At 67.2% G+C, this 12,463-nt stretch carries 12 protein-coding genes; 6 read left to right on the forward strand and 6 right to left on the reverse strand.

The window, feature by feature from the left end; genetic code table 11:
- Window positions 1–142: 142 nt before the first annotated feature.
- The 3 genes from D472_RS0120050 to D472_RS0120060 all read left to right on the forward strand — a co-directional run bounded on the left by D472_RS0120050 (window position 143) and on the right by D472_RS0120060 (window position 3,380).
- Window positions 143–1,042, forward strand: a complete 900-nt coding sequence (locus D472_RS0120050) for a macrolide 2'-phosphotransferase (RefSeq protein ID WP_017606245.1) — start codon at window positions 143–145, stop codon at window positions 1,040–1,042.
- A gap of 165 nt (window positions 1,043–1,207) precedes the next feature.
- A complete protein-coding gene (locus D472_RS26075; protein WP_017606246.1) occupies window positions 1,208–2,344 on the forward strand; it encodes an HNH endonuclease family protein in 1,137 nt (378 codons plus the stop codon).
- A 136-nt stretch (window positions 2,345–2,480) separates the two neighbouring features.
- Complete coding sequence (locus tag D472_RS0120060) at window positions 2,481–3,380, forward strand: dihydrodipicolinate synthase family protein (RefSeq protein WP_017606247.1); 900 nt, start codon at window positions 2,481–2,483, stop codon at window positions 3,378–3,380.
- A 290-nt stretch (window positions 3,381–3,670) separates the two neighbouring features.
- On the opposite strand, the gene D472_RS0120065 is transcribed toward D472_RS0120060, so the two are convergent.
- Window positions 3,671–4,294, reverse strand: coding sequence for a TetR/AcrR family transcriptional regulator (locus D472_RS0120065; protein WP_017606248.1), 624 nt, complete (start codon window positions 4,292–4,294; stop codon window positions 3,671–3,673).
- A 37-nt stretch (window positions 4,295–4,331) separates the two neighbouring features.
- On the opposite strand from D472_RS0120065, the gene D472_RS0120070 reads away from it, so the two are divergent.
- Together D472_RS0120070 and D472_RS0120075 are read left to right on the forward strand one after the other, a co-directional pair.
- The gene (locus D472_RS0120070; RefSeq protein ID WP_017606249.1) at window positions 4,332–5,219 is read left to right on the forward strand and encodes an alpha/beta fold hydrolase; all 888 of its coding nucleotides are present in this window, start codon (window positions 4,332–4,334) and stop codon (window positions 5,217–5,219) included.
- Window positions 5,220–5,336: 117 nt separating this feature from the next.
- Complete coding sequence (locus tag D472_RS0120075; RefSeq protein ID WP_017606250.1) at window positions 5,337–6,188, forward strand: tetratricopeptide repeat protein; 852 nt, start codon at window positions 5,337–5,339, stop codon at window positions 6,186–6,188.
- A 25-nt stretch (window positions 6,189–6,213) separates the two neighbouring features.
- Here D472_RS0120075 and D472_RS0120080 read toward each other — a convergent pair whose 3' ends face one another.
- The 3 genes from D472_RS0120080 to D472_RS0120090 all read right to left on the reverse strand — a co-directional run bounded on the left by D472_RS0120080 (window position 6,214) and on the right by D472_RS0120090 (window position 8,102).
- Window positions 6,214–6,660, reverse strand: coding sequence for a DUF1801 domain-containing protein (locus tag D472_RS0120080; RefSeq protein ID WP_017606251.1), 447 nt, complete (start codon window positions 6,658–6,660; stop codon window positions 6,214–6,216).
- 97 nt (window positions 6,661–6,757) lie between these two features.
- The gene (locus tag D472_RS0120085) at window positions 6,758–7,525 is read right to left on the reverse strand and encodes a DUF2071 domain-containing protein (protein WP_017606252.1); all 768 of its coding nucleotides are present in this window, start codon (window positions 7,523–7,525) and stop codon (window positions 6,758–6,760) included.
- Between the two features lie 37 nt (window positions 7,526–7,562).
- Window positions 7,563–8,102, reverse strand: coding sequence for a PadR family transcriptional regulator (locus D472_RS0120090; protein ID WP_017606253.1), 540 nt, complete (start codon window positions 8,100–8,102; stop codon window positions 7,563–7,565).
- A 93-nt stretch (window positions 8,103–8,195) separates the two neighbouring features.
- Here D472_RS0120090 and D472_RS26080 point away from each other — a divergent pair, with 93 nt between their 5' ends.
- A complete protein-coding gene (locus D472_RS26080) occupies window positions 8,196–9,287 on the forward strand; it encodes a serine hydrolase domain-containing protein (protein ID WP_017606254.1) in 1,092 nt (363 codons plus the stop codon).
- Window positions 9,288–9,316: 29 nt separating this feature from the next.
- Here the strand turns inward: D472_RS26080 and D472_RS0120100 are convergent, their stop codons facing one another.
- A complete protein-coding gene (locus D472_RS0120100) occupies window positions 9,317–10,255 on the reverse strand; it encodes a VOC family protein (protein ID WP_017606255.1) in 939 nt (312 codons plus the stop codon).
- Between the two features lie 230 nt (window positions 10,256–10,485).
- On the reverse strand, window positions 10,486–11,130 hold the full coding sequence (locus D472_RS0120105) for a TetR/AcrR family transcriptional regulator (RefSeq protein WP_051046040.1): 645 nt from the start codon (window positions 11,128–11,130) through the stop codon (window positions 10,486–10,488).
- Window positions 11,131–12,463 lie beyond the last annotated feature (1,333 nt).

Consider the following 12,463-nt stretch of genomic DNA (forward strand, 5'->3'; position numbering starts at 1 on the left):
CTTCCTCTCCTGAGTGGCCGGGCTCCAAGGCGGCCGTACCGGTTCGGGACATGAGCCGCCCTTCTCCGAAAGCGCCATTCGGTTGCGGAGCCTGCGAGAAAAGAACTGGAGCCGGCGCGGGCCCGGGTGGGAGCATGGTCCCATGAGCACGATCGATGACGTGATCGCCTTGGCCGCCACCCACGGCCTGCACCTGTCCGCGCGGGGCGCCACCGTGAACGAGGCGGGCCTGGACTACCGCGTGGTCATGGCCTTCGACGCGACCGGCCAGAGGTGGGTGCTACGCCTACCGCGCCGCGCCGACGTCTGTGAGGGCATGGCCGCCGAGACGCGCATCCTCGACCTGGTCGCCCCCGCCCTGGCCCAGGAGGGTGTCGCGGTCCCCGACTGGCGGGTCCGCTCCCCCGAGCTGATCGCCTATCCGGCCCTGCCCGGCGCCCCGGGCCTGACCCTGACCGAGGCCGGGGAGCCCGACTGGCACATGGATCCGGCAAGCCCGGACTACGCCGAGCGCTTGGGGCGCCTGCTGGCCCGTTTGCACTCCATCACCCCGGAGCAGGCCCAGGCCGCGGACGTGGAGGTCCGCACCCCGAACCGGGTGCGTCAGGCCTGGCGGGACGACATCGCCCGCGTGAGCGAGGCCTTCACCGTCTCCCCCGCCCTGACCGAGGCCTGGCGGGCCTGGCTCGAGGACGACACCTGCTGGCCCGAACAGGCCGTGATGACCCACGGCGAGATCTACCCCGCGCACGTGCTGCTCGATGAGCAGGGCGCTATCACCGGGGTCTTGGACTGGACCACGGCCCGCGTGGACGATCCCGCCCGGGACCTGTCCTTCCAGTACGGCGCCGCCGGCGAGGAGATGTTGCGGGCCACCCTGACCGCGTACGAGGAGGCGGGCGGGCACGCCCACCCCGGCCTGGCCGCCCAGGCCAGGCACCTGTGGGACGCCTCCCCCATCGGGTACGGCCTGTACGCGCTGACCACCGGTGCCCAGACCGACATGGCCACGGCGGCGGCCATGCTGAACCCCCAGGCCTGATGGTCCGCCCGGCTGTAGGTGTCGGAGCCGTGGGCCGTTCACCTACCTCCTGAGCCGCCCGGAAACGTTACCGGTGTGGCCGGTGGGTGCTCCTCCGGCGTGATCCTGCTACCAAAAGCAAGGAAAGCGCACTCCTTGCCCCCGGTAGCAAGGTCGGGCCAGGCTTTGCAGCGCACATTCGTCCTACGCCGTTTGGAGGAGGCCTTCGACTCCCCCGAGCCGGTGGACTTCGGCAAGGCCAAGGTGAGCATCGAGCACGTCATGCCACAGAGCATGACCGAGGAGTGGTACGAGGTCTTGCGCAAGCAGACCGACCCGGACGAGACCGAGAGCGAACTGCACGGGCGTCTGCTGCACACCCTGGGCAACCTGACGCTGACCGCGCAGAACTCGAAGCTGTCCAACCACATGTTCGAGCGCAAACAGAAGATCTTCCAGTCCAGCGGTCTGAGTATGAACCGCCAGATCGCCGACGCTCCCAGCTGGGGCAGGCCGGAAATCGAGGCCCGGGCGGCCCTTCTCGCGGACCACGCTTGCGCTCTGTGGCCGGCCCCGGCCACTTCCGGGGCTCAGACTCCGGAGAGGATCGGGCAAGACCTCGCCCAACAACTCGAACACGCTCTGGCGATGTTGGCCACCGACCGTTGGACCACGCACCGGGAACTGGCCGTACTGGTGGGGGCGAAAACCGAGACGGTGTCTCAGCACCTGCGAGAGGCCACCGACGTCGCGCGCAGGGAACGGATCTTCAAGGACACCAGAGCCGCCGAGGAAGCGGGAGCGGCCCCTGAGGGGTTCGCACCGGCGGCCACGCTGGCCGAGCTGGTGGGTCTGGAAGTGGACGAGTTCGTCGAACGAGAGCGGCGCTTTCACGCGCTTCTCCTGGAGAACCAACGGCCCGACGTCGTGCGAGCGACTCAGGCACTGATCGATGAGTGGACCAGGGCCGATGGTGGTCTGGTGTGGGGCGGAGGTACCGACACCAGCTGTTTCCTTCTCGCCTGGGACGAGGGTGTGGACGCCGACTGGCGTTGGGCGCTCGTGCTGTATCCGATGTCGGGCCGTGCCGAGGTGGTCTTCCAGCACATGGCGCGCCGTCCGCCGTTCGACGACGTGGCGTTGCGTAGGGAGCTGCTGCACAGGTTCAACGCGGTCCCTGGTGTCGACCTGCCCGAGGATTCGCTGAACCGGCGTCCGGGTTTCCCACTCCAGGTGCTCTTGGGCGATGGAGGTCAGCGGGTGCTCGAAGTATCGCTGTGGTTCCGTGAGCGCTGTCTGGAATGGTTGAACCAACGGACCTGATCCCAGGGCTGGGGCGGGCGACACGGTACACATTGAGGGGCGCGTTGTGGACGCCGGAGTGGGGCACCTCGCGAGTCGCTCCCGGCCAAGTGTTCGCGTTCACCCGCTTTTCCACTGCTTTCGTTGAAGGAGCCCCATGGCGCTCACCGGCCTCAGTGCCTTCCCGCTCACCCCACTCACCTCTACGGGGGAGGTCGACGAGGCGGCCTTCGTCGGCCTGGTGGATCGCCTCACCGCGGCCGAGGTCGATTCCATCTCCCCACTGGGATCGACCGGTTCCTACGCCTACCTGCATCGGGACGAGCGCGCTCGGGTGGCCCGGCTGGCCGTTGAACACGCGGCCGGTATCCCGGTGATCGTGGGCATCGGGGCTCTGCGTACCCGCGACGTCCTCGCCCACGCCGAGGACGCCCAAAGCGCGGGTGCGTCGGCCGTGCTGCTCGCCCCGATGTCCTACCAGCCGCTCACGCCCGACGACGTGTTCGGGTTGTACGAGGACGTGACCCGCGAACTCTCGGTACCGCTGGTGGTCTACGACAACCCTGGCACCACCCGTTTCACCTTCACCGATGAGCTGTATCGGGCGGTGGCGGAGCTCCCTGGGGTCTCCTCGATCAAGATCCCCGGTGTGCCCGCCGACCCGTCCGAGGCAGCCGCGCACGTCGCCGCGCTGCGCAGACTTCTTCCCGAACACCTCACCCTCGGGGTCTCCGGGGACGTGTTCGGTGCGACCGGTCTGAACGCCGGCTGTGACGCCTGGTACTCGGTGATCGGCGGCACCCTGCCCGAGACGACGTTGGCTATCAGCCGTGCCGCGCGCGAAGGCGACGCGACGGGCGCGATCGAAGCCTCCGATCGGCTGCGCCCGCTGTGGGACCTGTTCGCCGAGCACGGCAGCCTGCGCGTGGTCGCGGTGATCGCCGAGCACCTGGGCCTGGTGTCCACGCCGAGTCTTCCCACCCCGATCCGTGGCCTGTCCGGCGAGGACCGCGCGAAGGTGGTCGCCGTGGTCGAGGAGCTGGGGCTTGACGCCTGAGTCCATCCCGACGCGGAGCAGCGCAGGATCTCGATGAGCGGCACCCACGTTTGTAGTGGCCCACGGGCCTGAGGCGATGAACCAGTGGATCGACCGGTGTCCCTCCCATCGGGATGGGGGGGCGGTGGCCACGCCTAGAACGACCCCGCTGACCGGATCGACATGGACGCACTGCTCCGCACCTCGTACTCGGACCCTTCACTCTGGCGTCTCACTCCTGGTCATCGTCCACCACGTCACCGAGGGCATCGACCTCCAAGGCGATCTCGTCGACGTTCATGACCAGTGGGTCACCGAGGCACCTCGGTGAGGCATGTTCGGCCGATGAGTTCCAGACCCAGGTGAGCCACGGCCAGTAGTTCTTCCCTACCCGCACCCAGATCGGACCGGGCGGACAGGCCCTGCCACACCGTTTGCACCAGTCCCGTGAGCACGGTGGGATCCGTCGTCGGCGCGGCGTCCCCCTCGATCACCGCTCGCTCGATGCGCGCCCGGAGTCGGTCTTCGTCGAAACGTTGCAGATCGGCGACATACCCGCGGACATCGAACGTGGCGGAAGTGTCCGCCATGGCGGCGCTACTGGTCAGGCAGCCCGGATGTCCTTCCTCGACTCGGCCGAACTCATACACGGAGTCGATCAACACCCGCTCGATGACCCGCTCGAGCGTGGTCTCACCCACCGCACGTTCATAGATGGCGCTGTACCGCAGCGCGTACGTGCGCACCGCTTCGTCGAACAGGTCCGCCTTGGTGCCGAACGCTGCGTACAGGCTCGAATTGGAGATGCCCAGGGATGCCACGAGCATCCGTGTGGAGGTCCCCGAGAAGCCATGCCGCCAGAACAGGCACGCGGCTCGTCTCAGTGCGAGCTCACGGTCGAACAATCGCGGACGCCCCGCGGTCTTCTTCACCATGTTGCCAATTCTAGAGCAAACGCCCCATAATGGAGTTGTGGAGCGAACGATTCAAAAACGTGTCGAGGTCGATGACGGTTGGATCACCGTGGACATCTACGGTGATCCCGATGGGCCGGCGCTCATCATGGTCCCCGGCGTGATGGCCGATGCCGCCGCCTGGGCGGACGTGGCTCGACACCTCGGCGCGTGGCGCACGGTCGCGATCGTCAACCGTCGAGGCCGGTGGCCTTCGGCACCGTTGGCCCCGACCTACTCCCTTCGAACGGAACTCGACGACGTCGCGATGGTTCTGCGTGACTTCTCCGACGTTCGGGTGCTCTTCGGCTGGAGTTATGGAGGTCTGATCGCCCTGCACCTGGCGAACACTCGAACGGTTCCGCACGTGATCGCTTACGAACCGGTCATGCACCCGTTCGGGGCGCACGCGCTACCGCTACTGCGGCGGGCGCACGATGACGCCGATTTCGACGCCGTCGTCGAGCTCGTACTTGGCCGGATCGCCGGCATGGACGAGGACACGGTCGGGGCGCTGCGAGGCAATGACTCGGTATGGGGCGAATTGCGGCGCCTTGGCAGACCGGTCCATGCCGAAACGGTAGCGATCGACGAGGCTCCCCAGCCCGCCGAGCTCGCGACGGGAGCCGAACGGGTCGACCTGATCATCGGCGAGCTCAACCGGGGCCGGGCACCGTACGGGACCTCGTTCGATGACGTCGCACGCCATGTGTTCGATGCGACGGTGCACGAACTCGGCGGGCAAGGTCACCTGGCTCATCTCGAAGCACCGGCCCATCTGGCGACACTCATCAACGGTCTCGGTACCCCGCTGACCGACCGTTTCGTCCGAGAGTCGACCGGCCATGGGGATGGACCGCGCACGGCCGAGTCCACCGGCCCCGATTCGCACTACTGGCCGGCCTGAGGGGTCTGGCCGTCCATGCCGTCGTAGGGCACTGGCGTAGGGTGTGGCGGCGGGTTCGCGCCGCGCGCCGACCCCGATGGCACGGGACGAGAAGAACACGGAAAGCGAGGTGGCGGGGTGGCTCGCTGGTTCGGCGGACGCAGGAAGAAGGCCGGGTCGGCGAAGGCCCCGAGAGGGCCAGGGTCCGCGCCGGCCGAGGAAGCGGGGCGGCCCAAGGAGGACCCGGAGGTCGCGTCGACGCCACCGGACTTCTACGACGGGGCCGACCAGCTGATGGCCCGGGCCCAAACCCACTTCGGGCAGGGCGAATCCGCGCGGGCCGAGATCCTCTTCGACGCGGCCGCCACCGAGTACCGCCGAGTCACCGAGTCCCTGGGCACGAGCCAGGCGTCGGGCGAGGTCGTCCTGAAGATCGCCATGGCGCTGCGGATGCGCGGCAAGGTCCTCACCGAACTGGGCCGTTTCGACGACGCCGTCGGCGCGGGGGCCGAAGCGCTCGCCCTCCTCCAGCAGTTCATTCCCGGCCAGGACTTCGAGGCCCTGGTCCGGGAGGCCCCCGAGCTCGCCGACAACTACGCCTCGACGCTGGACGACGTGGTCGTGGCCCGGGTCAACGCCACGGTGCGGGCGGCGCAGGAGGAGCGGGCCGACGCCGAGCTGTTGGAGGAGACCCTCCTGCACGCGAACGCGGCTTTGACGGTGCGCAACCTCCTGCTCGATCGGGACTCGCCCCGAACCTGGCCCGGGTTGGCCGGGGCGCTGGTCTCCCTGGGGCACCTGGAGATGCTGTTGGGCGCCGGCGAGAAAGGTGTACCGCGAGTGACCAGGGCGAACGCGATCCTGACGAACGTGGACGCCGACGATCCGCTCAAACGCAGGGCGGCCGAGGCCCTGCGCGCGGCCGAGGGACTCTATCCGCAGATCCTCGGGGACCACCCGGTGCCCACCGATCCTCGACAGGCCCTGTGACCACCGCTCGGTCGGCGTCCGGTCTTCAGGCGACGGCTCTTTCCAGCAGCGAGACGATCGTCTTCTCGGCCTCCTCGCTCAGCTCGCGCACGGCGAAGGAGGTCGCCCACAGCCCTCCGTGGTCATCCAGGCCCGCCTCGGGCGTGAACCCGAAGGTGGAGTAGCGCTCCTTGTCGTCATGGCCGCTGCGGAAGAAGCACACGACCTTGTCCTTCCTGGCGTAGGCCGGCTGCCCGTACCACAGCTTCGGCTTCAGATCGGGGGCCGTGGCGGTGACCAGGGCGTGGACGCGTTCGGCCAAGGCGCGGTCGGCGGGTTCCATCGCCTCGATCTTGGCCAGAAGATCGCGTTCCTCTCTGGCGGCCTTGTCGCCACGGCCACCGCGCCCGGCTTCCTTCTTCAGCTCGGCGGCCCGCTCCTTCATCGCGGTGCGCTCCGTCTCAAAGAACCCGCTCGTGTTCTCGCCGCTCATCACCTTCGCTCCTTGCCGGCCGATCGCGGATGGGGTGGCCTTCTCCCAGGAGAGCAGGGGGCACCGACATTTCACGAGCGCCGGCACGAACGGGCGCTCACACCAGACTCGGAGTGAAAAGGCAGGAGACTCCGGGTGACCACAGGACGGAGACGGGGCGTTCGTCGAGCGGTTCGATTCCCGCCACCGGCAACAGGTTCCCGTCCACGTGCGACAGCTCGGCCCGATGCAGCGGCCAGGGGCGGTGCCCGACCCGTAGCCACCACGTACGTCCCAGGTGGCGGGTGTGCAGGCCCCAGCGCGCGGTGACGAACCGCTCCAGATCGTTCGGTTCGCTGATCGGCTCGGTGACGCGCAACGACCACGACCCTTGGGCGGTGCCGGGGAAGCGGCGCCGGACCGCCCCGGCGCGTCGCCCGTCGGGGCCTTGACGCAGGGCCACGTCGGCCCAGGTGTAGGAGAGCCCGGTCAGGGAGCGAGCCGCCGCTACGACGTGCGCGGCGTCGGTGTCCATCGTCAAGAACACCACCCCGCGCCGGCCGTGTTCGTCGACCGAGTACAAGCGCACGTTCACCTCTCCGAACGCGCCCACGGGGATCGCGTTCAGTGCCAGGGTGCTCGGCACGCCGAACGCGACCAGCCCCACGTAGGTGCGGCCGTGGAGGGTGTCCGGTCGAGTGCCCTCGGGCAGCAGCGGCGCCACGGCGGCGGGGTCCACGGCCCAGTGCACGAAGCTCACGTCCACCCACGTCTGGCGCAACAGGGCCGGGCCCGGCAGGGGTGGAGGCAGGGCCGAGCGGGGGTCCCACCGGGTACCGGCTTCGGGGATGAACCCGTCTGGCGTCCGCGCTCGCATGGCCTCCATCCTGCTCCTGTCCGTCCGTTTCCACCAGAGTCGGCGGTCAGTGATCGGGGCGCTCGTGCTCGTCGGCGTGCGCGCGGAACCAGTCGATCGCGAAGCGGTGGGTGGCGATGCCGTAGTCGAGGGTCGCGCGCTGGTGGGTGTAGAGGTCGCGTTGTTCCTCGGGGACGTCCTGGGCGTCGACCTTCTCCTCGAGCGCGGTGAGCCGGGCCAGATCCTCCTCGAAGCGTTCGGTGAGTCTGCGCAGTACCGGGACGCGTTCGTGCGGCTCCAGCAGACCGAGGAAGTACAGCCTGGGTAGCGCGGCGGCTTCGGGGTCGGCCCCGGTCGGTTCGCCGGTCATCCACGTCCGGAACTCGGCGCGGCCGGCGTCGGTGACCCGGTACACCTTCCGGCCGCGCGCCCCGGGTTCGACGTGGGCGACATCGATCAGGCCTCGTGCGAGCAGGCCGTCCAAGGCGCGTTTGATGCTGCCCGAACTGGCGCTGTAGAAGAGCGAGACACCGGACTCGAACGCTTTGATGAGGTCGTAGAGGGACTGCCGGCGGATCAGGAGCAGTCCAAGGATCACGTGGGCCATGGGGGAAGCCTAGGACATTGACTCTCAAAGACATGTCTAATAGACATATTAGTAACCGGACGTTTCCGCTCCCCTCGATGAGGTGACTCGCCCATGGCCTCCCCCGCACTCGAACACCGCGACGTGCGACGTCTGCGCTCCTGGCTCGAACGCGCCACCCGCCGCCGTGGCGACATGCCCGCGCCCCAGGTCCTCGTCCAAGCGCCCGGTCTCGAATTCGGTTTCGGCGACTTGGACCGGCCCTTCCACTCCGCCAGCGTGGGCAAGCTCATGACGGCCACGCTCATCGTCACGCTCGTGGAACAGGGTCGGTTCTCCTTCACCGACCCGATCGGGTCCCTGTTGCCCGCGAGCGACGTCACCGGTCTGCCCGCCGCTTCCGGTGTGGACGTGGGCACCGACGTGACCGTCGAGCACTTGCTGACGCACACCAGCGGTGTCCCCGACTTCTTCGAACCGCCACGCGGCACGGAGACCGCCGCCTCGTTCAGGACCATCACCACCGAACGCGACCGCCTCTGGCGTCCCGCCGAACTCCTCGACCAGGCGCGCCTTCTACCGCCCGTCGGTCGGCCGGGAGAGCACTTCCACTACGCCGATACCGGCTACGTCCTGTTGGGGCGGATCGCCGAGGAGGCCACCGGGGAACGCTTTTCCACGCTTATGCGGGAACGGATCTTCGTCCCCGGTGGAATGGTGAACGCTTCCACGCCCTACGACCCCGACGACGAGCCCGAGGACCTGGCCGAACTCGATGTCGCCCCGTGCTGGATCGACGGTCGCGAACTCAGTAGGGCCCGCAGCGTCAGTCTCGACTGGGCGGGCGGGAACATCGTCAGCACCGCCGAGGACCTGGTGAACTTTCAGCGGGCGCTGCACGGCGGTCGACTCATCTCCCGGTTCCACTTGGAGTACCTGGCGCGGCCGCGCCGTCGCTTCCGGCGCGGGATCCACTACGGCGCGGGCACCATGACCCTGAGGTTCGGCGAGTTCCTTCCACCGTTGATGCGGGGGCTGCCCGAGCCGGTGGGACACAACGGGTTCTGGGCGACGCACATGTTCTACTACCCGGACCAGGACGCCCACGTGGTACTCAACTTCCACTCCACCCGTCAGATGAACGCGAGTTTCATGGCCCACTCCCGCATCGCCCGAATTCTCGCCGCGCGGGAACGCCCGTCCTGACTCGCCCCCGACCGGGGTCGGCGTTCGCCTCAGATCTTGAGGAGGTCCTCCACACCGGTACCCGGAAGGCTCACGGTGACCTGCGTGCCCCACGGGTCCTTGGCCGATACGGACCGGCCGGTGTCCGCGTAGCCCACACCCTTGTCCTTGAGGCGGGCGACCAGGGCGTCCAGGTCCTCACGGGCGGGCACGGTCACCGCCACGTCGCCCAGGCCCAAACGCGAGGCGCGGGGTCCCACGCCCCTGCTGTTCCAGGTGTTCATCGCGACGTGGTGGTGGTATCCGCCGGCGGCGGCGAACAGGGCGCCGGGGTAGCTGCGCACCGTGGTCTCGAAGCCCAGGGTGTCCACGTAGAAGTCCTGGGCCTGGGCGATGTCGCCGACCTGGAGGTGGACGTGGCCGACCTTGCCGGGTAGGCGGGGCGCGGTGTCCACGGCGGCCTGGTCCAGGTGCTCACGCAGGAAGGCGTTGGGGTCCAGGTACTCGGTGGCCATGCGCAGCTCACCATCCGGGGCGTAGGTCCACTCCGAGCGCGCACGGTCGATGTAGAGCTCGATGCCGTTGCCCTCGGGGTCGGTGAAGTAGAAGGCCTCACTCACGAGGTGGTCCGAGGATCCGACGAAGCGACTACGGCTGTCCTTGGCGGCGCGGTAAACGGTGGCGGCCAGGCTCTGACGGTCCTCGAAGAGGAAGGCGGTGTGGAACAGGCCGGCCTCGCGTGGGTCCACGGCGGGCAGGTCCGGGGTGGAGATGAGCCGGACCATCGGGGTGGTTCCGCGACCGAGGACCCGGTGGACCTGGCGGCCGTGCGCACGCTCCTCGACAGGTTCGAGCGCGAGGGCCTGGGAGTAGTAGGAGCTCATCAGTTCGAGGTCGCCCACGTGCAGGGTGACCGCGTCCATCCCGGTGTGCGGGTTGAGCACGCGCGTGATGTCGGTGTCGTGCTGAGTCGTCACGTTGTCGGCCATGACCGGTTCCCTTCCACGAGATCGGTGTGACACGTCATCGCGCCACTCATCTGCTCACAACATACCTTCCTGGGAAGATATTCGCTAGACAGTTGAGAGTTCAATCACCAACGGAGTGACTTCTTCTTCGATGTACGCACGTTCGAGAAGAGTTCAAGGCGTGGGGACACACCTTCGCTCATGAGCGAAGGTCGGGTTTCAGATCCGCCGTGGGAGCCTCGGATACGGGGTCAGCGACGCACGGACGCCCCGGCGCCCGACTCCTTGGGGGCGGGCGACGCACGAAGGAGCGTGAGCAGCGACTCGATGGCGGCCATCGGCCCGTCCAGCTCGGCCTCCTCGGGGAGTCTGGCGCCGGCCATCCACAGCCCGTCGATCAATACCAACAAGAGCTCCGATACCTTCTCGACATCGACCTCGGGGGCGAGTTCGCCTTGCCGACGCGCGTAGTCCAAGAGAGCGATGAGACTGGACCGCGTCCGGACGTTCAGTTCCGCGATGGTGTCCGAGAAGGCTGCGTCCACCGCGGCACGCGCATAGAAGGCGGTCCAGATCCGAGCCCGAGCCAAGCGACGCTCGTCGGTGGGAAGAAGATCCACGAGCACCTGGTGCAGCGCGTCGGTGAAGGCCATGCGGCCAGGGCCGACCCGGATCCTCCCGAACTGCCCCACGACCTCTTCCACGCTCACCTGCAGTGCGAAGCGCAACAGCTTGTCCTTCGTACCGAATTCCCGCTGCACCGCACCGGCGGAAACCGTGGCCTCGGCGGCCACGGAACGAACACTGACACCTTCGAGTCCATCGCGGGCGGCGATCCGGTGTAACGCCTCCGCGATCAGCCGACGGCGGCCCAACTTGTTCACAACCTTTGGCACGGGCCACATTCTGGCATACTTCGCCCGAAGCTGATACGTTCGTATCGAATAGGTTCTGGAAGGTGTACCCGCATGACCGAAGTAGCCTCGTCCCTCCCCCAGGGTCCCCCTACTCCGTGCTCATGCCATCCAGCGCTCCACCACGCAGGCACCTCGAGCCCCCGCACCCCCGAGCAAGGACACACCCCTTCAGCCAGGCACCACATCGGACACCCGCCGGTGGCCCTTCGCGAGCGCCGACCACCACCCTTCCCCCAGGGGTACGAGCGAGAGCCCTTACACCCGTCACGGGCACGGGACACGGCCCCCTGCCCCTTTGAAGGTGCGCCAGAGCCTCTCGGGTCGCGATCATGACCCCGGAGCCGCGGTCGCACCACGCCATAGGCGAACCCGCTACCCCCACGCCCTAGCCGCCCCCAGGAAGACACACCGGAAACGGTCGAGACAAGAGCGGACATCGACCATCTCCGACCATGCCCCATGCCCTCACCTCATGAGGCATTCTCCTTTTCAGACCCTGATCTTCGAACAGGGTCGGTCCGGGTTCTTTCGCGCACACCAGCGATTGCTCTTTGGATTCAATCGAACACTGAATGTATTCCTTAAATGAACCTTAAGAGTCCATCCCATCCGAAACCCGAACCCCTGCGTTTCCAAAATCGGAACCCGACGTTAACGACCAAAGACCTCAAGCCGACCAGAGCCGCTTCATTCTTGGTGAGAGGTGACATTCTTGCTGGTCACGGGAGTCCTATTGCATTCGATGGAGGGGCGAACTCCTCATACGTCACCACAGAACGACATCAGGCGAGGTGACCTAAGCACAACAGCCCAAGGGCATCAGGGACCGTAGGCGCGGCGAGGCCGGATCTTCCAGAGCGAAGCTTGCACAAAAAGGGCTCTGACCAGCACTGATGACCCGCGATCCCAACTTTGGAGCAACCCCGCGAACCACTCACCGATCTAGTCCGCCTTGAACGAACCACATCACGATAACCGCAGTTCACAACGCATACCAAAGCTCGATCATGAAGAACCGGTGGGACTTCTTCACTTGTGACCAGAGATTGACCTATGGTTTGATCGCCCGCGAGAAGATCCCACTGCACCGACCACCGGATCTCCTGGAAATAATCCCCGACCGGCATTGACAACCCGACCGGAGCCCTGCTTTGGTATTGCACCGAAAGACACGGGTCTCATCCAATCCGATCCACGGGAACGCTCTCGGGAGTGATCGTGTGTCAGCTATAGGCGTATGTCGATACATCTAGGAGAGCCGTGACCCAGGCCGTCGTACTCGCGAACAATATAAAAAAGACTTATGGGGATT

The organism is Nocardiopsis alkaliphila YIM 80379, from assembly GCF_000341005.1.
GTDB lineage: Bacteria > Actinomycetota > Actinomycetes > Streptosporangiales > Streptosporangiaceae > Nocardiopsis > Nocardiopsis alkaliphila.

Bases quoted from the DNA above. Each gene is read 5' to 3' on its own strand.
- D472_RS0120060 (WP_017606247.1), top strand. From the start codon at position 2,481: ATGGCGCTCACCGGCCTCAGTGCCTTCCCGCTCACCCCACTCACCTCT.
- D472_RS0120085 (WP_017606252.1), bottom strand. From the start codon at position 7,525: ATGGAGGCCATGCGAGCGCGGACGCCAGACGGGTTCATCCCCGAAGCC.
- D472_RS0120080 (WP_017606251.1), bottom strand. From the start codon at position 6,660: ATGAGCGGCGAGAACACGAGCGGGTTCTTTGAGACGGAGCGCACCGCG.
- D472_RS0120050 (WP_017606245.1), top strand. From the start codon at position 143: ATGAGCACGATCGATGACGTGATCGCCTTGGCCGCCACCCACGGCCTG.
- D472_RS0120100 (WP_017606255.1), bottom strand. From the start codon at position 10,255: ATGGCCGACAACGTGACGACTCAGCACGACACCGACATCACGCGCGTG.
- D472_RS0120065 (WP_017606248.1), bottom strand. From the start codon at position 4,294: ATGGTGAAGAAGACCGCGGGGCGTCCGCGATTGTTCGACCGTGAGCTC.
- D472_RS26080 (WP_017606254.1), top strand. From the start codon at position 8,196: ATGGCCTCCCCCGCACTCGAACACCGCGACGTGCGACGTCTGCGCTCC.
- D472_RS0120090 (WP_017606253.1), bottom strand. From the start codon at position 8,102: ATGGCCCACGTGATCCTTGGACTGCTCCTGATCCGCCGGCAGTCCCTC.